The organism is Nocardiopsis akebiae, assembly GCF_018316795.1.
GTDB lineage: Bacteria > Actinomycetota > Actinomycetes > Streptosporangiales > Streptosporangiaceae > Nocardiopsis > Nocardiopsis dassonvillei.
This window is the reverse complement of record NZ_CP074132.1, coordinates 4,102,861-4,122,383: the sequence shown is the minus strand read 5'-3', so window position 1 is coordinate 4,122,383 and position 19,523 is coordinate 4,102,861. Positions and strand designations below refer to the sequence as shown.

Here is a 19,523-nt window from a genome sequence, read left to right as displayed (position 1 = left end):
GCGGGCGTGGGGCGTTCCGGGGGCTTTGCGGGGATTTTAGGGTTTCCTGTTTCGGGCAGTGGGACGGGCCAAGGACGGTTCGCAGCGGTACACCGCTCCCCGCGAGGACCACCGAAGGAGGAAGAACGTGAGCGCCAGTGAGAAGGGCCGCAGCCAGGCCGAGATGGTCAAGGGCAAGGCCAAGGAGACCACCGGCAAGGCCGCCGGCGACGACCGCATGAAGAACGAGGGCCGCGCCGAGATGGCCAAGGGGCGCTTGCGCCAGGGCAAGGAGGACATGAAGAAGGGCCGGTAGGTGCCGCCTTCGCGGACGGTCGCGGACGGCCCCCCGACAGCGCGCGCCTCCCCGCCCGGACGGACGGGGAGGGCGCCGAGCCCCCGCCCCGCCTGGGCCGCCGACCCGGCCGCCCCCATGCCCGAGGGGAGCGGAGCACGTGTCTCGCACGCGCTCCGCTCCCCTTTCGCGTGGCCGCCCAGGGCGGGGCTCACGTCGTGGAGCGCTCCTGCTCCGGTTCGAGGTGGCGGATGCCGAAGCCCCGGGTCAGCGGCGCAAGGAAGGCGATCAGGGCGGAGAAGAGGAAACCGCCCCAGTTGAACACCGCCCACGGCAGGAACTCGAAGTTGGCCACGCCCAGGGTCGTGGCGAAGAAGACGCCCGACACCGTCCAGGGCATGAGCACCTCGGTGATCGTGACCGAGTCCTCCATGCTGCGCGACAGGTTGACCGGGTGCAGGTTCCTGGCCCGGTAGGCGTCGCCGTAGACGTCCTTGACCAGGAAGAAGGTCACCAGGGCGTTGGAGGTGCCGTTGATGATGGTGAAACCGGAGAGCAGGGTGGTGAGGATCAGGCTGCCCGTGGACCGCAGCCTGGCGATGAGCCCCTCCAGCAGGACCCGGAGCACGCCCGACTTCTCCAGCGCCGAGGCGAAGAAGAAGGCGCAGAAGACGAAGAACGCCGAGTTGTACATCGAGTACAGCCCGCCCCGGTTCACCAGCTCGGCCAGGACGTCGGAGACCCCGTCCCCCTGCGGCAGCATGTCGGTGGTGAAGCCGGAGACGACCGCGGCGAACAGGTCGCCCACGCTCGCCCCCTGGACCAGCAGCGCGATCAGCAGCGCCGTCATGGACGAGGCGAACAGCACGACCAGCGGCGGTTTCCTCATGATGGACCCGGCGAGCACGACCACCGCCGGGATCAGCAGCAGCGGGTTGAGGGTGAACAGCCCGTTCAGCTCGGTGACGACCTCGTCGATACCGCCCAGGCCGGCGGGCGAGGTGGTGATGGTGGTGCCCGCGAGCAGGAAGACGACGGCGGCCAGCACCGACGAGGGCACGGCCGTGTAGAGCATGTGCCGGATGTGCTCGTACAGGTTGGCGCCCGCCGCGAGCGAACTCATGTTGGTGGTGTCCGACAGCGGCGAGAGCTTGTCCCCGAAGTAGGCGCCGGAGACGACGGCGCCCGCCGTGATCGCCAGCGACGCGTCCATCGTCTGGGCCACCCCGATCAGGGCGACCCCGACCGTGCCGCCCGAGCCCCAGGAGGTGCCGGTGAAGGTGGAGACCAGCGCGGTGGCCAGGAAGGCCAGTACGTACAGGTAGGACGGGTTGATGAGCTCCAGGCCGTAGTAGACCATCAGGGGGATCGTTCCGGCGATCATCCACGAGCCGATGAGCATGCCGATGCTGAGCAGGATCAGGACAGCGGGCAGGGCGCTCCTGAGCTTGTCGCCCATGTTCGTCAGCACGTCGTCCCAGCGCACGCCGTGCCAGAGCGCGAAGAGGGCGAACACCACCCCCGCGAAGATGAGCATGAGCTCGGCGGGGTACTTCAGGACGCCGATGCCGCCGACCAGAATCGCGACGGTGATGACCACGGGGACGCACGCCGCCGCCACGCCGGGTCGGCGGACGTTTTCGTCCGGGGGGTTAGCCATCTACTTTCCTCTCGGTGATGACCGCTTTCGGTCTTCTACAGTGCGGTGAAGGCCCTTTCGAGATCCTCGATCTGGCTGTCGGCCCCCTCCAGGCCCACGGAGAGGCGGACCATTCCGGGTGAGAACCCCTTCTCCCGCATCGCCTCCTCGTTCCCGGGCCGAACGGGGGCGGTGACCAGGCTTTCGTAGCCGCCCCAGCTCGCGCCGATCCGGAACAGCGACAGACGGTTGACGAAAGCCGCGACCTTCTCGAAGGAGGCGTCCTTCAGGTCGAAGCTGAGCAGCCCGGAGAAACCGCTGAACTGGTTCTCGATCAGCGGGTCGTCGGGCCGGTGGTCGTGGTGGGGGTGGTGGATCGCCGCCACCTCGGGCCGGGTCGCCAGGTAGTCGATGACCCGCACGGCGCTGCGCTCGTGCTCGGCCATCCTGATCGGCAGCGTCCGCAGCCCGCGCAGCACCATCGACGCCTCGACGGCCGACATGACCGAGCCCAGGAGCTGGAACCCCGTGTAGAAGAGGTCGCGCACGAAGGAGGCGGGGCCGATCACCGCCCCGCCCAGGACGTCGCTGTGACCGCCGATGTACTTGGTGCACGAGTGGATGACGATGTCCACCCCGGCCAGGATCGGCTTCTGGAAGAGCGGCGTGGACCAGGTGTTGTCCATCACGGTCCAGATCCCCCTGGCCCGGGCGGCGCGGGTGATCGCGCCCAGGTCCAGGACCTTCATCCGCATGGTCCCGGGGCTCTCGACGTAGACCAGCGCAGTGTTCTCCCGCAGGTGGGGCTCGATGTCGGAGGTGCCGTCGGGGAGCACGGTGTGGTCGATACCGAAACCCCGCAGGTGCTCGGCCATCTCCAGGGCCGGACCGTAGGTGCTGTTGACGAAGAGGATGTGGTCCCCACCGCGCAGCAGGCTCATCAGAACGGCGCTGATGGCGCCCATTCCGGAACCGAAGCACTTACACGCCTCGCCGCGCTCCAGAAGGGCCAGCCTCTCCTCCAGAAAGGCCACCGTGGGATTGGCGCCGCGGCTGTAGACGTACCTCTCGTGTTCCTGTTCCTGCTCCGCGATGAACGCCTCGAACGAGGGTTTGGTGAAAATGCTGGTCTGGAACACCGGAGGGGCGACCGCGCCGTGGACGTTCTCCGCCCCCTCCCACGCGCTCATGCAGATTTCCCTGTCGGACCTGTCCACCGTTGCCCTCCGGTCGGCTCGTGGGCGCGGTCGTGCGGGTGCGGTGGGGGAAGGTCTCCGTCTCCCGCCGCCGCTCCCGCCGTCGTCGCCCGTGCGCGGGCGGTGCCCGTGCTCGTGTCGGTGCGGTCGGCGGCCGTCCGGAGTCGGACGCACCGCTCGCACGCGTGCTCACGGCAGGGCTGCGCGGTCGAGACGACGCGGAGCCCGTGCCGGTGCGGTCATCTTGTAGTACAAGCTGCTAGGTAGTCAATGGGGTGGCGCCGGTCCGTCCGCGGGCCCCGGCGTCTGTACGCTGAGGGTTCGGCACATCCCTCCAGCGAAGGACGAGGCGTACACGATGGGATCAGCGTCGCCGGGAACCCAGGGCGAAGGGCTCGCGGGCCGGTCCCAGCCGCGGCACGCCCGACCGAACTCGCTGACCTCGCAGGTCGTCGCCTTCGTGGAGGAGCTGTGCGTGGGTCCCGACGCGCAGCCGGGCAGCCAGCTGCCCTCGGAGAAGGAGCTCGCCGAACGCTTCGGGGTGAGCCGGGTCGTGCTGCGCGAGGCGCTGAGGACCCTGGAGGCCAAGGGCCTGATCCACCGCCGCCAGGGCAAACCCGCGGTCATCGCCTCGCCCAACGCCCTGCCGGTGGAGAACTTCGTGGCCCTGTCGGTGCTGCGCGACCGTCGTGCGCTGATGGAGTTCACCGAGATCCGCAAGGCGCTGGAGGTGCACGGCGCCCGGCTGGCCGCGCAGCGCATCGCCGGGCCGGAGGAGGAGCGCACCCGCGAGGACATCGCCCGGGCACGCCAGGCCATCGCCGACATGCGCGCCGCGCCCCTGGACGTGCCCAACCGCGTGCGCACCGACTTCGCCTTCCACCAGGCCCTGATCGCGGCCTCGGGCAACCGGAGCCTCACCCAGATCCTGGACGCGCTCGAACGGTCGCTGGCCGACAGCCGCGAGCAGAGCCACCGCCGCTTCCTGGCCACGGCGGAGGACCCGGCGGTGTCGGCGACCGAGCACGAGGAGGTCCTGGAGGCGGTGCTGAGCGGCGACCCGGCCCGCGCGGTGGCGGCGATGGAGGAGCACCTCCAGGTCACCCTGCGCGAGATCGAGACCCGCCCCAAGGCGGAGGGGGCGCGGGAGGACCCGGCCTGACCGGCCGCCGGTCGCCGGGACGGGTGCGTGGCCGCCCGTGCGCAACCGTCCCGGAGGGGCGGTGCCCCGCCCCCACGCGAACGGCGTCCACCGGGCCGTGGACGCCGTTGTCCTCAGCACTCCCGCGTTAGGGGGCGCGCCGACGGGACGCTCCTGCGTGCGTCAGTCGACGTAGCGCAGACCGGCCGTCGTCAGCTTCTCGCGCATGCCGTAGACGTCCAGGCCCAGCTCGCCGTTGCGGAACCGGGCGCGCTTGGCCTCCTCGTTCTCCTCGCGCAGTCGTGCGGCCTCGGCCACCTGTGCGGCGCGGTCGCGGGGCACCACGACGACGCCGTCGGCGTCGGCGACGACGACGTCGCCCGGGTGGACCAGGGCGTTTGCCACGGTGACGGGCACGTTGACCGAGCCCAGCGTCGCCTTCACGGTGCCCTTGGCGTTGATCGCACGGCTGAAGACGGGGAAGTCCATCTCGGCGAGTTCGGCGGCGTCCCGGCAGCCGCCGTCGATGACCAGGCCCGCGGCGCCCCGCGCCCGGAACGAGGTGGCCAGCAGCTCGCCGAAGAACCCGTCCTCGGACTCCGTCGTGCAGCCGGCCACGACGACGTCGCCGGGCCGGATCTGTTCGGCGACGACGTGGAACATCCAGTTGTCACCGGGCTGGAGCAGCACGGTGACGGCGGTCCCGCACAGCCTGGCCCGCGGGTAGACCGGACGGACGTAGGGCCGCAGCAGACCCGTGCGGCCCTGCGCCTCGTGCACGGTGGCGACCCCGAAGCGGGACAGCGCCTCGACGGCTTCTGGCGCGGCGCGCTCTATGGAACGGTGGACGACTCCGAGCTCGGTCATGACTCTCCCTCGTGGGTGTGTGGATGGGTTCGGGGCGGTCCTCAGCGGCCCTGCTCCCTCAACCTGGCGTCGAGCCGCGGGTACACCCGGCGCGCGTTGCCCTCCAGGATCGCCTCGCGTGCGGCCCCGGGCAGGTCCGCGCCGAGGAGGTAGCGGCCGGTGTCGTCGAAGTGGTGCCCCGTGCGCGGGTCGATGTCGCGGACGGCGCCGATCATCTCCGAGGCGAACAGGACGTTCTCGTGCGGGACGACGTCGAGCAGCAGGTCGATGCCCGGCTGGTGGTACACGCAGGTGTCGAAGTACACGTTGCCGAGCACGTGCTTCTCCAGTTCGGGCCTGCCGAGCGCCATCGCCAGCCCGCGGAAGCGCCCCCAGTGGTACGGCGCCGCGCCGCCCCCGTGGGGGATGACGAGCCGCAGGTCCGGGAAGTCGGCGAAGAGGTCGCCCTGGACGAGCTGCATGAAGGCCGTGGTGTCGGCGTTGAGGTAGTGCGCCCCGGTGGTGTGGAAGGCGGGGTTGACGCTCGTGGACACGTGCACCATCGCGGGGATGTCGTACTCGCACATCGCCTCGTAGACGGGGTACCACGAACGGTCGGTGAGCGGAGGGGAGTCCCAGGCCCCGCCGGAGGGGTCCGGGTTGAGGTTGATCGCCACCGCGCCGAGCTCCTCCACGGCGCGGCGCAGCTCGGGCAGGCATCCGGCCGGGTCCGCACCCGGTGACTGCGGGAGCATGGCAGCGGGGGCGAAGCGTTCCGGGAAGAGCTCGGCCACGCGGGCGATGAGGTCGTTGCAGATCCGGGCCCACCGGGAGGAGGTGGTCGAGTCCCCGATGTGGTGGGCCATGAAGGAGGCCCGCGGGGAGAAGACGGTCAGGTCGATCCCGCGCTGGTCCATGAGGGCGAGCTGGTTGCCCTCGATCGCCTCGCGCAGCTCGTCGTCGCCGATGTGCAGCCCACCGGGCTCGGGGCCGCCGTCGAGCGCCGCTATCTGGGCCTGGCGCCACTGGCCCAGGGCGGCGGGCGCGGTGGTGAAGTGTCCGTGGCAGTCGATGATCATCAGAGTTCTTCCTTCGGGTTCCAGGCGTTCAGGGGGACGCGGATGTCCCCGGCCATGAGCGCGCGTGCGGTGCGCACGAGGGCGGAACGGGTGACGCGGGCGGGGTCGCCGGGTTCCCAGCCGAGCTGCACCTCGAAGGCCCCGCTCGGATGCTCGATGGACAGCGTGGCCTCGGCGCCGCGCGTGACCGGCGGGACCGCCAGCTCGTGCGCGACCGTTCCGGGGAGCACGCAGGCGGTGGCGGCGGTGACGGCGGCCAGCACCCCGATCGACTCGTGGACGACCCGGGGGATGAAGCTGCGCGTGGACAGGGCCCCTCCGTCGCGCGGCGGCGAGACCAGCGTCATCTTCGGGTAGTTGCGGGCCGAGACGTCGCCCAGGCCCATGAGTGCTCCGGCGGCCAGCCGCAGCGCCTCGACCCGTTCGCGCAGCACGGAGTCCGCGGCGAGTTCGGCGGGGCCCTCCCGTCCGGTGGCGCCGAGTGCCGAGGCGGCCACGATGACGAGGGGCTGCCCGTTGTCGATGCAGGTGACCTCGACCGGTCCCAGGCCGGGCACCTCCACCGTGTCGCGGCGGTTCCGTGTCGGCAGCAGGGAACCGGCGACCGATCCGGCGGTGTCGAGGAAGCCGATCGTCACCGGTGAGGAGGAGCCGGGTGCGCCGTCGATACGGGTGTCCCCGGCGTACTCGACGCCGCGCACGCCGTCGCGGTCGCGGGGCGTGCGCACCGAGATCTCCGCGACCGCCCCGGTGTTGAGGGTGCGCACCCGCGCGGTGGTGGTGTCCGCGACGGGCACGACCATCCCGGTCTCGACGGCGAAGGGCACGACCGCGGCCAGCAGGTTGCCGCAGTTGGCGTTCATGTCCACGGAGTCGTCGTCGGGCCGCAGCTGGGCGAAGCGGAAGTCGAGGTCGACACCGGGCTCCGTGCTCGGACCGACGATGCCCGCCTTGGAGGTGAGCGGATGCCCGCCGCCCAGACCGTCGACCTGCAACGGGTGGGGGGAGCCGAGCGCGGCCCGCAGCACCCGGGCGAGGGTCTCGTCGTCGGCGGGAAGGTCCGCGCGGGCGAAGAACGGTCCGCGTGAGGTGCCTCCGCGCATCAGGACCGAGGGGATCGCCAGCTGGTGCCCGCGGACCCGCGTCCCGGGGCGCGGCTCGCGGGCCCCGGGCGCGGCGGCCGGGCCGGTCGCCGCCGGGGCCGGCCGCGCCTGCTCTCCCGCGTGCCCTTCCCCGGTCGGCGGTGTCTTCGAACGTGTCATCCTCGTCCTCGTGCGGTCGTGCGCGGAGCCCGTTGTGCTCGGCGCGGTGCGGTGGCCGTCGGGGCGGGCCGCGCGCCGCCGCGGCAGCGCCGGGCGGCCCCCCGTGCCGTGCTACTCCTGGACCCCGGACCAGACGAGGGAGGCGTAGTCGGGCGTCTCCTCGACCAGCTGGGACTCCTGGTGGAAGTTCACCGCGACGTCGAAGGAGTCCTCCGTCACCAGGGTCGAGGCGGCGAACTCCTGCGGGAGGATCGTGGTGAGGGCCTCCACCGCTTCGGGGTCGGTGCCCTCCAGATAGGCCGCGAGCAGCTCCGCGCTCCCCTCCCGGTCGGTCGCGATGAACTCCAGGGCCCGGTTGACGGCCCGGTTGAAGGCGTCGATCTGCTCGCCCTTGCGCTCGATCACCGAGCCGGTGCTGAACAGCGTGCCGTGCAGGGCGCCGGACAGGTCGGGGATGTCTCCGCGTTGCGGGGAGACGTAGATCTGACCGGCCCCCTCCGCCGCGGCCATCTGGCCGGTCGGCTGGAAGAAGGCCAGCGCGTCCACCTGCCCTCCGGACAGGGCGCCGATGGCCGACGAGGGGACCGCGCCCAGGTTCACCAGGGTGGCGTCGGTCTTGGCGTCGAGGCCCACCTGCTCGAACAGGTAGATGAGCAGCGCCTCGGTGCCCGACCCCGGGCCGGTGATGCCGATGTTCCTGCCCTCCAGGGCCCGGATCCTCTCCTCCAGGGGAGCGTCGGCCGCCGGTCCGTCGAAGTCCGTGGTCGTCACGATGTCCACGTAGTACTCGGTGACGAGGGAACCGGTGATCTGGGTGTCCGGATTGTTTTCCGCCAGGTTGAACGCGTCGGTGAGGACCCCAGCGGCGACGTCGATGGAACCGGAGGTGAGGGCCGCCGCGAGCTTGGCGCCGGTGCCCAGGCGGGGGCGCTCGCCGAGTTCGACGCCCTCGTCGTCGAAGTAGCCCTGCTGTTCGGCGACGTAGAGGGGGAAGAACGCGACCGAGTCGCTGATCTGGCCCACGTTGAGGACGTCCGGGTCGGAGTCGGCCGCGCCGCCGGCGCAGCCCGCGGTCGCGACGAGGCTCAGGGTCGCCGCGACCGCGGCAGCCCTCTTGAGGTGCGTGCTGAGTTTCATGGTGTGTTGCTCTCGGTTGAGGGGTGGGCGGCCGCGGAACGTCCTCGGCCTCGGGGGGATGCGCCGCACGGCGTTCGCTCGGGGCCTACTCGGCGTCGAGCGGCTTCCAGCGGTTGGCGCGGGAGGCCAGGACGCCCACGATGGCGTTGAGTGCCATGGCCAGCGCGGTCAGCACCACGACCGCGGCGAACACACCCGCCGTGTTGAACTGCGCGGCGGCGTCGTTGATGAGGTATCCCAGGCCGCGGTTGGAAGCGACGAGCTCACCGATGACCGCGCCGATGAGCGCGTACGGGATGGAGACCTTCAGTCCGGTCATCAGGCCGGACATGGAGCCCGGCAGCACCACCTTGAACGCGATGTCCCTGTTGGAGCCGCCCATCAGCCGGACGGCGTCGATGAGGCCCCGGTCGACGTCGCGGACGCCGGCGGCGGTGTTGAGGAACACCAGGAAGAACACGCTCACGGCCGCCAGGATGACCTTCATGTCGATCCCGATGCCGAACCACACGATGAACAGCGGCGCCAGGGCCACCTTCGGGATCGAGTACAGCGCCATCATGAACGGCTCGAACACGTCGTAGACGAGGCGGACCGAGGCGAGCGCGAACCCGGCGAGGGCGCCCGTGGCGGCGCCGATGACGTAGCCGAGCAGTACCTCCTGGATGGTGATCCAGGTGTGCGTGCCCAAGGTGCCGTCCACGATCCAGTCGCGCAGCTGTTCGCCCACCGCGACCGGACTTGAGACGAACATGGGGTTGGCGACCGCCCCGCCGGCCACCTGCCAGAACAGCAGGAAGACCAGGAGCGCGCCCGCACGCAGTCCCCACACGAGGGTGGTGCGGCCGTTGCGGTGCCACCAACTGCGTCGGCGGGCCTCCTTGACGGGTCCGCTCGTGCTCAAACCGTCGTTGGCACGGGTGCCCGAAACCGATCCGGTGGTCATCGCCGCGCTCCCTTCTTCAGCGCGGAGGCCAGTGTGGTGTGCAGTTCCACGAACCGCGGCAGCACCTTGGTCTCGTCGGGGTCGCGCGGTCGGTCGATGTCCACTTCCTGGTCCAGCAGGACGGTGCCCAGCGGGCCCAGCACGACGACGCGGTCGCCGAGCAGCAGGGCCTCCTCGATGTCGTGGGTGACGAACACGATGGTGTGCCCGGTCGCGGCCCACAGGCGAAGCAGTTCCCGCTGGAGTTCGGAGCGCAGCTGCGCGTCCAGGGCGCCGAAGGGCTCGTCCATCAGGATGGTCTCGGCGCCGTTGGCCAGCATGCGGGCCAGGCTGGCGCGGCGGCGCATGCCGCCGGAGAGCTCGCGCGGGTAGCTGTCGGCGAAGTCGGCCAGGCCGACCGTGGCGATGAGCTCGCGGGCCTTGGCCTCGCGCTCGGCCCTGGCGGTACCCGTGATCTCCATGGGCATCTCTACGTTGCGCTGCACGCTCCGCCACGGCATGAGCGTGTCGGTCTGGGTGAGGTAGCCGATGTCGGGGGTGGGGCCGGTGTGCGGCCTGCCGCGGTGCAGCACCCGCCCCGAGGTCGGCTTGGACAGCCCGGAGAGCAGGTTCAGCATGGTGGACTTGCCGCAGCCGGAGCGGCCGAGGATGGTGACGAAGGTGCCCTCCTCGATGGTGAGGTTGAAGTCGCGCAGGGCCACCGTGGCGACGTCGTCGCGCTGGAACTCCTTGGTGAGGTGCTCGACCTCCAGGACGACGCTCACGGGGAGACCGCCTCCTCCGCGCGGTGGGCCGCCGGGGCGTCGGGGAGCGGGTCCGCGCCCGCGAGCCGACGCGAGTTGTGCACCACCATCAGGCGCACCTCCTGATCGGTGAAGCCGTTGTCGAGGAGGACGTCGGCGGCCAGCGCCAGGCCGTCCTCCACCGGGGGGTTGAAGGGCTGCCCCAGGTCGGAGCTGATGACGGAGGACTCCGGGCCCGCCGACCGGATGTTGTCCAGCCACACCTGCCAGGACACCTTGCCGGTTAGGGGGGTGGTCAGACAGCGCTCCAGGTAGGCGCCGTGGTCGGCGAGCGCTCTCTGGTTCTGTGCGGGGATGCGCTGCGAGGTGAACTCGGGGTGGGTGACGACGAGGCGCCGGACGCCGCGTTCGCGGGCGAGCGCGATCACCTTCGCGGACTCGTCCCCGTGCAGGTGCCCGGTGGCCAGTGTCATGTCGTGCTTGGCGATGACGTCGATGACCTGGCGCGTCGCCGCCGTGACCTCCCCGTCCTCGTCGAGCACGTCGACGGCGGGGCTGACGATGCCCGCGTCCCGCAGGTCCTCCTGGATGCGGGCCCACATGGGAGGTGTGGCTCCCTCGGGGGTCTCCTCCAGACAGCTGCGCTGGTTGTCGCTGTCCACGGTCGGCAGCCAGACGAACTGGGCGCCGCCGCGCGCCGCGATCTCGACCGCGACGGGGTTGAGCCCGCCCACCGAGGCGTTGAGCGTGATGGCGCCGAGCACGTCGACGCCCGGGTGGACGCTGCGGACCACCTCGGCTCGTTCGGCCGTGGGCGTGTAGTGGGACTTGAGCACGAAGCCCGCCATGCCGAGCTGTTGGAAGCGCGGGGCGAGTTCGAGGTCGCTCACCCTGCGCTTCATCACATCGGGGGCGATGTGGACATGGATGTCGTAGGCACCCCGGACGAGCTCGCGGGCGTGAGCGCTGGGTTCTTGATGATGCAACATGTCGCCCCTTTGCAAACAAACTGGTCAGCGACATTGTTAACGATCTTGGTGACGACAGTCAATACCCGCGTAACATCTGGTCAGAGCCGGTGCCCCCCCCGGGGCGGGTGCTCATCCCCGCTCGGCGAAGTACTCCCGAGTGGCCTGGTGAACGCTGTTCAGGTGCGCCCGCATGGCTTCCGCGGCGCGCTCCGGGTCCTTTGCGCAGACCGCCTCCACGATCTCCAGGTGCTCGGGTAGCGATGTGGCCGGACGGTTGGGCTGCATGGCCAGCCGGATGCGGTACCTGACGTTCTGGGCGCGCAGGCGCATGACGACGTCGGGCGCCACCTTGGCGCCGCTGATGTCCATCACCTCCTGGTGCAGGTCTCGGTTGGCCTGCGAATAGGCTTCGCCGTCGCCCGCCTCCACGGCCTCGCGCATCACCTCGCCGAGGGCGCGCAGCCTCGCCACGCCGGTCTCGTCGATGCGTTCGGCGGCCCGGGCCGCGCACAGCGACTCCAGGGCCGCGCGCACCTCGACGATCTCCAGTGCCTCGTCCAGGTCCACGGCGCGCACCCGGGCGCCGCGGTTGCGGACCCTTTCCACCAGGCCCTCCACCGTGAGCGTCGCCAGGGCCGCGCGCACCGCGCCCCGGCTGGCGTCGAACATCTCGATGAGGTCCGTTTCCACGAGCCGCTGCCGGGGTGCGAACTCTCCGGCGACGATGGCCTGCCGAAGCTGTGACGTCACGCGTTCGGCGTCGCTCACGCCCTGGCGCGCCCCCCGGTCCACTGCCTCCTGGGTCATGGTCTTCCTTTCGCTCAACTTGGTGTGCATTATTGTAAACAATGTTGTTGACGCCAAGATGGCTTCGTTGATGGAGGACGAGATGACCGTCATCACAATGGTCGGCCTGGGCGAGGCGGGCCGGCTCATCGGTGAGGGACTGGCGCGGGCCGGGGCGCGCGTCCAGGGCCACGACCCCTTCGTCTCGTTGTCCGACACGCCCATCGTGCAGCGCTCCGGGCTGGAGGACGCGATCACCGGTGCGAAGGTCGTCATCAGCCTCGTCGGCCCCTCCGCCGCGGAGGAGGTCGCCGCGCGGGTCCTGCCCCTGCTGCCCGCCTCGGCCGTCTACGCGGACCTGAACACCCTCTCCCCGGGCGAGAAGAGCGCGATCGGTGCGCTGGCCGCCGACTCCGGGGTGCCCTTCGCCGACGTCGCGGTCATGGCCCCCGTTCCGCGGGCGGGCAGCCGCACACCGCTCCTCGCGGCCGGAACCGGAGCGGAGGCCTTCACCACGCAGCTGTCCTCCCTGGGTACGCCCGTTCGCGCGGTCTCCCGCGAGGCCGGTGACGCCGCGGCCAGGAAGCTGCTGCGCAGCGTGTTCATGAAAGGGCTGGCCGCACTGATCATCGAATCCCTCGACGCCGCGGACGCCGCCGGGGCGGAGGAGGAGATCCGCGACCAGATCGCCGCCGAGCTCGGCGAGGGAGGCCGGGACCTGGTGGAACGGCTGGTGGAGGGCACGCGTCAGCACGCCGGTCGGCGCGTGCACGAGATGGAGGCGGCCGCGGACTACCTGGCCGAGCTCGACGTGGAGCGCCCCGTCACCGAGGCCACGCTGACGCACCTGCGACGGTTGAGCGCCTGAAGCCGCCCGGTGCGGCGGCCCCGGGGCGGCGTACCCGCACCTGCCCGGGATGACCGTGCACCGGGTCGTCGGAGACGGGGCGCACGGTGCCCCGGCCGCCGCCCTGCGGGGCTGAACGGACGCGGCAGGCACCCGCGTTCACCGGTTCCGCGAGCTCCGGGTGCTGCGGTCGGCGGGCGGCGTCCACCGCCCGTGCCCTAACCCTCCGCCCCCGTCACGGGCAGGGTCAGGCGCAGCGTCAGACCGCCGCCCGGGGTGGTCTCGGGCAGCAGCGAGCCCCCCATGGCCTCCATGAGCCCGCGCGCGAGGGCAAGGCCCAGCCCGAGCCCCGTGGCGGCGTCGGTGTCCCCGAGCCGCTGGAAGGGCACGAACATGCGCTCGCGCTCGTGCTCGGGCACCCCGGGCCCGTGGTCGGTCACCAGCAGTTCCACCTGCTCGCCCGTCCAGGAGGCGGTGACCGAGGGCGGCCGGTCGGGCGGGCTGAAGCGCAGGGCGTTGCCCACCACGTTGGCCAGCACCCGCTCCAGCAGGCCGGGGTCGGCCGCGACATCCGGCAGCTCCTCGGGCACCCGCACCCGCACGGCGCGCCCCTGCCCGCCCAGCTCGTCCAGGACCGCGAACACCGACTCGCGCGGCGACAGGCCCGTGACCGTCACGCCCAGCACGCCCGCCTGGAGGCGGCTCATGTCCAGCAGGTCGGTCACCAGCCGGGTCAGGCGGTCCAGGGACTCGTCCGCCGTGGCCAGCAGTTCGGCCTGGACCTCCTCGCTGAAGCGCACCTCCCGGCTGCGCAGGCTGGTCACCGACGCCTTGGCCGATGCCAGGGGAGCCCGCAGGTCGTGGCTGACCGCGGCCAGCAGCGCGGTGCGCATCCGGTCCGCCTCCGCCAGCGTCCCGGCCGCGGCCGCCTCCTGGGCCAGCCGCTCCTGGCGCAGCGCGACGGCGGCCTGCGCGGCGAAGGCCTCGATGATGCGCCGCTCGCCCGCGCGCGGCCGGTGCCCGTGCAGCACCAGGGTCAGACCCTCGTCCACCGGCACGTCCACGTCGGCCCCGCCCGGGGCCCCGAGGGGGCGCTCCCCGACGGAGGCGACCGCCTCCCACGCGGCCGGGTCGTTGCGGTGGTCGGGCCGGGAGGAGGCCTGAGGCCTGCGCTCCAGCAGGGCGACCGACTCCAGGGAGAAGGTCTCGCGCAGCCTCTCCAGCAGCGCCTCCAGGGGGCGCGAGCCCCGCAGCACGCTTCCTGCCACCGCGGCCAGGGTCTGGGCCTCGGCGCTGGCCCGCGCCGCCTCGCGGGTGCGCCGCGCGGCCTGGTCGACCACCACGCTCACCGCCACGGCCACGAACACGAACACCACGAGGGTGAGCAGGTTGCCCGGCTGGTTGACCACGAGGGTCTCGTAGGGCTCGGTGAAGAAGAGGTTGAGCACCACGAAACCGCTGAACGCCGCGGCCAGCGCGGGCCACAGCCCGCCGACCAGCGCCGTCGCCGTCACCGTGGCGAACACCAGCAGGATTCCGCCGCTGAGGTACTCCTCGGTGTGGGGGACGCCGGTGCCGAACGCCAGCAGCGCCAGCGCGGTGAGCGCCAGCGCGTACCCCGCCAGCCTGCGGCGGCGCGAGACCGCGCCCGAGCGGGTCCGCCCCGAACCGCGGTCGGCCTCCTCCAGGGTGACCAGGTGGACGTCGATGGACTCCGACAGCGCCGCGGTGGCCGCGCCCACCCCCGGACGCAGCAGCCGGGCGAGCCTGCCCCGACCGCTCGCGCCCAGGACCAGCTGGGTGGCGTCCGCCCCTTGGGCGAACGCGGTCAGCGCGGAGGGCACGTCCTCGCCCAAGACCTGGTGGTAGGTGCCGCCGAGGTCCTCCACCAGCACCCGCTGCCGGGCGAGCATGGCGGGGTCGGCGCCCACCGGACCGTCCCCGAGCGCCACGTGCACGGCCAGCAGTTCGACCCCCTCGCCGCGCCCCGCGATCCGGGCGGCCCGCCGGATGAGCGCCTCCCCGCCGGGGCCTCCGCTCAGGCCAACGACCACGCGTTCGCGGGTCTGCCACGCCCGGGCCGCGCGGTGCCCGCCCCGGTGGCGCCTCAGCTCGTCGTCCACGCGTCCGGCCAGCCACAGCAGCGCCAGCTCGCGCAGGGCGGTCAGGGTGTCGATCCGGAACCGGTGGCCCAGCGCGGCGTCGATCCGGTCGGGGCCGTAGACGTTGCCGTGCGCGAGTCGGCGCCGCAGGGCCTCGGGCGTCATGTCGACGAGTTCGATCTGGTCGGCCCCGCGCACCCACGCGTCGGGCACCGTCTCGTTCTGGCGGGTGCCGGTGACGCGCTCGACGACGTCGTTGAGCGACTCCAGGTGCTGGACGTCGAGCGTGGACAGCACCGTGACCCCCGCCTCCAGCAGGGCCTCGATGTCCTGCCAGCGCCGGGCGTTGCGCGCCCCGGGGGCGTTGGCGTGCGCGAGGTCGTCCACGAGGACGACCTGCGGGCGGCGGGCCAGCACGGCGTCCAGGTCCATCTCCTCCAGGCGGGCGCCCCGGTGGGTCAGGACGGCGCGCGGGACCGTCTCCAGGTCGTCCACCATCGCCTCGGTCATCGCCCGGCCGTGGCTCTCCACGAACCCGATGACCACGTCGGCGCCGCGGTCGCGGCGCCGGTGCGCCTCGTCCAGCATCCGGTAGGTCTTGCCGACACCGGGCGCCGCGCCCAGGTAGACGCGCAAGTGGCCGCGTGTCATCGTGTGCCCCCTTCCGGCCTCCCCATCCTGACTGGTCACGGAGGTGTTTTCGGACATTTCACCGCTAACGGGGCGCTAAATCCGGCACCGGGGCTCTGAGGGAGCGTTAGCGTGCCTCTCGTGCCGGCCGCCACCGCGCGGAGTCGTCGCGGCGCCGGTGCCGTCGCGACCCGCGGACACGGCGCTCGTGCCGCGGCGACCCGCGGGCGCGGCGCGCCTAGCATCGTGAGCGCGAGGCCCCGAGCGGGGCGTCCGAACGGGGGAGATACGGACCAGCATGGACACGGACACCGGCAACGGCGCGGACAGAGCGCCCTCGGTCCTGGTCGTCGACGACGACCCCCTCATCCGCAGGACGCTGGAGGTGAACCTGCGGGCCCGCGGCTACACGGCCTACCTGGCCGACACCGGTGAGCACGCACTGCGGCTGGTGGCCCGCCACCGCCCCGACCTGCTCCTGCTCGACCTGGGCCTGTCCGGGATGGACGGCCTGGAGGTCCTGCGGGGGCTGCGCGGGTGGACGGACGTGCCGGTGGTCGTGCTCTCGGGGCGCGACACCGAGCCGATGAAGGTCCGGGCGCTGGACCTGGGCGCCGACGACTACGTCATCAAGCCCTTCGGGATGGACGAGCTGTTCGCCCGGGTGCGCGCGGCCATGCGCCGTTCCGCGGTGCCCGAGTACGCGGCGTCGGTGGTCACCGCCGACTTCACGGTTGACCTGGCCGCCAAGCAGGTCCTGCGCGGCGGTGAGCCGGTGCGGCTGACGCCGCGCCAGTGGCACATCGTGGAGGTGCTGGCGCGCAACCCCGACCGCCTGGTCACCCACAAGCACCTGCTCAACGAGGTGTGGGGGCCCTCGTACGGGCGTGAGACCAACTACCTGCGGGTGTTCATGACCAAGATCCGCCAGCGCCTGGAGCCGGACCCGCCCCGGCCGCGCTACTTCCTCACCGAACCCGGACTGGGCTACCGGTTCCGGCCCGGCGGAGGCGGCGCAGGCGGAGGGGCCGTCGGACCGGAAGTCCGGGAGAACGGACCGTGAGAACGGGAACCGGGCGGCACCCGACGGGTCCGAGGCCCCGACGGGCCCCGCGGAGACCGGTCCGCGCCGGTGCCCGCGCGGACCGGAGGCTGCGCGACCTGTCCGGATGGATCAAGCCGCCTCAGCTCACGGCGGCGGCCTTCGCCGCCCTGATCCTGGTCGGCGCGGGCCTGCTGTCGCTGCCCGCCGCCACCGGGGCCGGGGAGCGCGCGCCCTTCGACACGGCCCTGTTCACCGCCACCTCGGCGGCCAGTGTGACCGGCCTGGCGGTGGTGGACACCGCCTCCTACTGGTCGGGGCTGGGCGAGGCGGTGATCCTGGCCCTGATCCAGGTCGGCGGGTTCGGCATCATGGCGCTGGCCACCGTCCTGACCCTGGTGGTCGGGCGGCAGCTCGGACTGCGGATGGCGGTGCGCACCGGCTCGGAGGCCAAGGTGGTCACGCTGGGCGAGGTGCGCCAGCTGGTCACCGGGGTCCTGGTGGTGACGGTGGTGTTCGAGACGGCCCTGGCGGTGGCGCTGGCGCTGCGCTGGTGGCTGGGGTACGGGCTGCCCCTGCCCGAGGCCGTCTACACGGGTGTCTTCCACGCCGTCTCGGCCTTCAACAACGCCGGGTTCGCGCTCTACGCCGACAGCCTCACGGGGTTCGCCGAGGACCCGTGGATCTCGGTCCCGGTGGCCCTGGGGGTCCTGGCCGGAGGGCTCGGGTTCCCGGTGTGGGTGGAACTGTGGCGCTTCACCCGGCGCCGGGCCGAGCACCGCCACTGGACGCTGCACGTCAAGATCACCCTGGTGATGACGGGACTGCTGCTCGGGGTGGGGTTCGCGGCCTTCCTGGGCCTGGAGTGGTCCAACCCGGCGACCATGGGCGGGCTCGACCTGCGTGGGAAGCTGCTCACCGCCTTCTTCCAGTCGGTGATGCCGCGCACGGCGGGCTTCAACAGCCTCGACTTCGGACAGATGAACACCCAGACGCTGCTGGTCACCGACATCCTGATGTTCGTCGGGGGCGGCAGCGCGGGCACGGCCGGGGGCATCAAGGTGACGACCTTCGCCGTGCTGGCCTTCGTGATCTACGCCAACGTGCGCGGTGAGCCCACGGTCCACGTGTCGGGCCGCCGCCTGGCGGAGGGCACCACCTCGCAGGCGACCACGGTGGTGCTGCTGGCGCTGGGCCTGGTGCTGGCGGGGACGCTGACGCTGATGACGATCACCCCGTTCACCCTGGACCAGATCCTGTTCGAGACGACGTCGGCCTTCGCCACGGTCGGGCTGTCCACCGGCATCACGGCCGATCTGCCGTTGCTGGGGCATGCGGTGCTGATGTTCTTGATGTTCGTGGGCAGGATCGGGCCGATCACGCTGGCCTCGGCCCTGGCGCTGCGCCGCCGCCCGCGCCTGTACGAGCTGCCCGAGGAGCGGCCGATCGTCGGTTGAGCGGTCAGCGGTGATCGTTCAGCCGTAGGCGCTGGCCAGCGCGCGGTCAGAGGTGAACGGTCAGCGGTGCACGGGACGCTGGAGCCGCGTCCCCGTTCCTGTCCGCTGTCGCGCCGGTGGCGGGCGCCGCTGCCGAGGGGCGTTTCACCCCTGCCGGGCGGGGGCGGCGGTGATCTCGGCGACGGTGGCCTTGGCCGTGCGCCCGGCGCCGACGAGGGTGGCCGACGCGGCACCGGTCCAGTCCCCGTAGCCCAGCAGGAACAGCCGGGGCTCGGCCACGGAGCGGGTCCCCTCCAGCGCGATCCGGCCCCGGCCGTCCGCAAGCCCCAGCGGGGCCAGGTGGTCCAGCACCGGCCGGAACCCCGTGCACCACAGGACGGCGTCGCAGTCCAGGGCCGTGCCGTCGTTCCAGGCCACACCGGTGCGGGTGAGGCGGTCGAACATCGGCCCGGCCCTGAGCGCGCCGCGCTCGCGCGCCTCGCGGACACTCGGCACCGCCACGATGTCCCCGAGGCCGCCGACGCCCTCGGGGGGCCGCTCGCCCCGCCGCGCCGCCCGCTGCGCGCGGGTGGCGATGTCGAACAGGGCGCGCCCGTCCAGGTCGTCGGGCATGAACCGGGGCGGTCGAGCGGTGGCCCAGGTGGTCTCTGCCACCTCGGACAGTTCGGCGAGGATCTGGGCCGCGGAGTTGCCGCCGCCCACGACCACGACCCGCTGTCCGGCGAACTCCTCAGGCCCCCGGTAGTCGACCGTGTGCAGCTGCCTGCCCGCGAACAGCCCCCGGCCCGGAGCGTCGGGGACGTGCGGTGCCCGCCAGGTGCCGGTGGCGCTGATGACGTGGCGGGCGCGCCAGACCACCAGAGGGGGAATCCCGGCGGGTGAGTCCGGGGAGCCGGTGCAACCGGGGGGACCAGTGGCGCCGGGGGCGGCCGGTGGAGGCCCGCCGCGCGTTTCCCCCTCCTGCGGCCCGCCGCCGTCCAGGGGCCGCTCCGCCGCGGAGCGGGGCGCCCCCGACGGGAGCCCGCGCCCGGTCCCCTCCCGGGCGAGCACGCGCAGGGCCCCTTCCTCCCGTTCGACCGCCTCCACGCGGACCGGGCGGCGCACGGGCAGCTCGTAGCGGCGCTCGTACTCGGCCAGGTAGCGGGCCACGTGCCGCGCACCGGGGTACTCCCGCCCCTCCTCGGCGGGCATCCACCAACCCGGCAGCATGCTGTGCTCGGCGGGGGAGAACAGCCGCAGCGAGTCCCAGTACTCGGTCCAGGAACCCCCCGGCGCCTCACCCGAGTCCAGGACGGCGAAGTCGAGCCCGGCCCGCCGCAGGAAGTACCCCGCGGCGAGCCCGGCCTGTCCGCCGCCGACCACCACCACGTCGTGCACGTGCTCCGCGCCGTCCATTCCCCGTCCTCCCGTCAGCGGTGCGGCGGC

General features: G+C 72.4%; 17 protein-coding genes. 5 read left to right on the top strand and 12 right to left on the bottom strand.

The window, feature by feature from the left end; all coding sequences use genetic code 11:
* Nucleotides 1-127: 127 nt before the first annotated feature.
* Nucleotides 128-295: a CsbD family protein gene (locus tag KGD83_RS17710; protein WP_212640248.1), complete on the top strand. Its 168-nt coding sequence runs from the start codon at nt 128-130 to the stop codon at nt 293-295.
* Nucleotides 296-485: 190 nt separating this feature from the next.
* Here the strand turns inward: KGD83_RS17710 and nhaC are convergent, their stop codons facing one another.
* Nucleotides 486-1,934, bottom strand: a complete 1,449-nt coding sequence (gene nhaC / locus KGD83_RS17705) for a Na+/H+ antiporter NhaC (RefSeq protein ID WP_212640247.1) — start codon at nt 1,932-1,934, stop codon at nt 486-488.
* Nucleotides 1,935-1,969: 35 nt separating this feature from the next.
* Nucleotides 1,970-3,103 (bottom strand): trans-sulfuration enzyme family protein, encoded by a 1,134-nt coding sequence (locus KGD83_RS17700; protein WP_212640246.1) that lies wholly within the window; start codon nt 3,101-3,103, stop codon nt 1,970-1,972.
* A 364-nt stretch (nt 3,104-3,467) separates the two neighbouring features.
* Between KGD83_RS17700 and KGD83_RS17695 the strand changes: the two genes are divergently transcribed.
* Nucleotides 3,468-4,271: a FadR/GntR family transcriptional regulator gene (locus tag KGD83_RS17695; RefSeq protein WP_212640245.1), complete on the top strand. Its 804-nt coding sequence runs from the start codon at nt 3,468-3,470 to the stop codon at nt 4,269-4,271.
* Nucleotides 4,272-4,433: 162 nt separating this feature from the next.
* On the opposite strand, the gene ligK is transcribed toward KGD83_RS17695, so the two are convergent.
* The 8 genes from ligK to KGD83_RS17655 form a co-directional block, all read right to left on the bottom strand.
* Nucleotides 4,434-5,117 (bottom strand): 4-carboxy-4-hydroxy-2-oxoadipate aldolase/oxaloacetate decarboxylase, encoded by a 684-nt coding sequence (ligK, locus tag KGD83_RS17690; RefSeq protein WP_212640244.1) that lies wholly within the window; start codon nt 5,115-5,117, stop codon nt 4,434-4,436.
* A 41-nt stretch (nt 5,118-5,158) separates the two neighbouring features.
* On the bottom strand, nt 5,159-6,175 hold the full coding sequence (locus KGD83_RS17685) for an amidohydrolase family protein (RefSeq protein WP_212640243.1): 1,017 nt from the start codon (nt 6,173-6,175) through the stop codon (nt 5,159-5,161).
* Complete coding sequence (locus KGD83_RS17680) at nt 6,175-7,437, bottom strand: 4-oxalomesaconate tautomerase (protein WP_212640242.1); 1,263 nt, start codon at nt 7,435-7,437, stop codon at nt 6,175-6,177. The genes KGD83_RS17685 and KGD83_RS17680 overlap by 1 nt, the downstream gene beginning before the upstream one ends.
* Before the next feature lie 111 nt (nt 7,438-7,548).
* Nucleotides 7,549-8,574, bottom strand: a complete 1,026-nt coding sequence (locus tag KGD83_RS17675; RefSeq protein WP_212640241.1) for an ABC transporter substrate-binding protein — start codon at nt 8,572-8,574, stop codon at nt 7,549-7,551.
* A gap of 85 nt (nt 8,575-8,659) precedes the next feature.
* Entirely contained in the window at nt 8,660-9,520 is an 861-nt protein-coding gene (locus tag KGD83_RS17670) for an ABC transporter permease (protein WP_212640240.1), read from the bottom strand.
* A complete protein-coding gene (locus KGD83_RS17665) occupies nt 9,517-10,284 on the bottom strand; it encodes an ABC transporter ATP-binding protein (protein WP_212640239.1) in 768 nt (255 codons plus the stop codon). Before KGD83_RS17665 ends, KGD83_RS17670 begins: the two co-directional genes overlap by 4 nt.
* On the bottom strand, nt 10,281-11,252 hold the full coding sequence (locus KGD83_RS17660; RefSeq protein ID WP_212640238.1) for a DUF6282 family protein: 972 nt from the start codon (nt 11,250-11,252) through the stop codon (nt 10,281-10,283). Before KGD83_RS17660 ends, KGD83_RS17665 begins: the two co-directional genes overlap by 4 nt.
* A 111-nt stretch (nt 11,253-11,363) precedes the next feature.
* Complete coding sequence (locus KGD83_RS17655; protein WP_249351927.1) at nt 11,364-12,041, bottom strand: GntR family transcriptional regulator; 678 nt, start codon at nt 12,039-12,041, stop codon at nt 11,364-11,366.
* 82 nt (nt 12,042-12,123) lie between these two features.
* Here KGD83_RS17655 and KGD83_RS17650 point away from each other — a divergent pair, with 82 nt between their 5' ends.
* Nucleotides 12,124-12,888, top strand: a complete 765-nt coding sequence (locus KGD83_RS17650; RefSeq protein ID WP_212640237.1) for a DUF1932 domain-containing protein — start codon at nt 12,124-12,126, stop codon at nt 12,886-12,888.
* Nucleotides 12,889-13,085: 197 nt separating this feature from the next.
* On the opposite strand, the gene KGD83_RS17645 is transcribed toward KGD83_RS17650, so the two are convergent.
* Nucleotides 13,086-15,620, bottom strand: coding sequence for a sensor histidine kinase (locus KGD83_RS17645; RefSeq protein ID WP_212640236.1), 2,535 nt, complete (start codon nt 15,618-15,620; stop codon nt 13,086-13,088).
* Between the two features lie 277 nt (nt 15,621-15,897).
* Here KGD83_RS17645 and KGD83_RS17640 point away from each other — a divergent pair, with 277 nt between their 5' ends.
* The gene (locus tag KGD83_RS17640) at nt 15,898-16,662 is read left to right on the top strand and encodes a response regulator (RefSeq protein ID WP_212640235.1); all 765 of its coding nucleotides are present in this window, start codon (nt 15,898-15,900) and stop codon (nt 16,660-16,662) included.
* Complete coding sequence (locus tag KGD83_RS17635; protein WP_212640234.1) at nt 16,659-18,098, top strand: TrkH family potassium uptake protein; 1,440 nt, start codon at nt 16,659-16,661, stop codon at nt 18,096-18,098. Before KGD83_RS17640 ends, KGD83_RS17635 begins: the two co-directional genes overlap by 4 nt.
* A gap of 144 nt (nt 18,099-18,242) precedes the next feature.
* Here KGD83_RS17635 and KGD83_RS17630 read toward each other — a convergent pair whose 3' ends face one another.
* Nucleotides 18,243-19,493, bottom strand: coding sequence for an FAD-dependent oxidoreductase (locus tag KGD83_RS17630; RefSeq protein ID WP_212640233.1), 1,251 nt, complete (start codon nt 19,491-19,493; stop codon nt 18,243-18,245).
* Nucleotides 19,494-19,523 lie beyond the last annotated feature (30 nt).

Excerpts from the sequence above, each read along its gene's own strand:
- nhaC (WP_212640247.1), bottom strand. The coding sequence starts at position 1,934 with ATGGCTAACCCCCCGGACGAAAACGTCCGCCGACCCGGCGTGGCGGCG.
- KGD83_RS17700 (WP_212640246.1), bottom strand. The coding sequence starts at position 3,103 with ATGAGCGCGTGGGAGGGGGCGGAGAACGTCCACGGCGCGGTCGCCCCT.
- KGD83_RS17695 (WP_212640245.1), top strand. The coding sequence starts at position 3,468 with ATGGGATCAGCGTCGCCGGGAACCCAGGGCGAAGGGCTCGCGGGCCGG.
- ligK (WP_212640244.1), bottom strand. The coding sequence starts at position 5,117 with ATGACCGAGCTCGGAGTCGTCCACCGTTCCATAGAGCGCGCCGCGCCA.
- KGD83_RS17685 (WP_212640243.1), bottom strand. The coding sequence starts at position 6,175 with ATGATCATCGACTGCCACGGACACTTCACCACCGCGCCCGCCGCCCTG.
- KGD83_RS17680 (WP_212640242.1), bottom strand. The coding sequence starts at position 7,437 with ATGACACGTTCGAAGACACCGCCGACCGGGGAAGGGCACGCGGGAGAG.
- KGD83_RS17675 (WP_212640241.1), bottom strand. The coding sequence starts at position 8,574 with ATGAAACTCAGCACGCACCTCAAGAGGGCTGCCGCGGTCGCGGCGACC.
- KGD83_RS17670 (WP_212640240.1), bottom strand. The coding sequence starts at position 9,520 with ATGACCACCGGATCGGTTTCGGGCACCCGTGCCAACGACGGTTTGAGC.
- KGD83_RS17660 (WP_212640238.1), bottom strand. The coding sequence starts at position 11,252 with ATGTTGCATCATCAAGAACCCAGCGCTCACGCCCGCGAGCTCGTCCGG.
- KGD83_RS17655 (WP_249351927.1), bottom strand. The coding sequence starts at position 12,041 with ATGACCCAGGAGGCAGTGGACCGGGGGGCGCGCCAGGGCGTGAGCGAC.
- KGD83_RS17650 (WP_212640237.1), top strand. The coding sequence starts at position 12,124 with ATGACCGTCATCACAATGGTCGGCCTGGGCGAGGCGGGCCGGCTCATC.
- KGD83_RS17645 (WP_212640236.1), bottom strand. The coding sequence starts at position 15,620 with ATGACACGCGGCCACTTGCGCGTCTACCTGGGCGCGGCGCCCGGTGTC.
- KGD83_RS17640 (WP_212640235.1), top strand. The coding sequence starts at position 15,898 with ATGGACACGGACACCGGCAACGGCGCGGACAGAGCGCCCTCGGTCCTG.
- KGD83_RS17630 (WP_212640233.1), bottom strand. The coding sequence starts at position 19,493 with ATGGACGGCGCGGAGCACGTGCACGACGTGGTGGTGGTCGGCGGCGGA.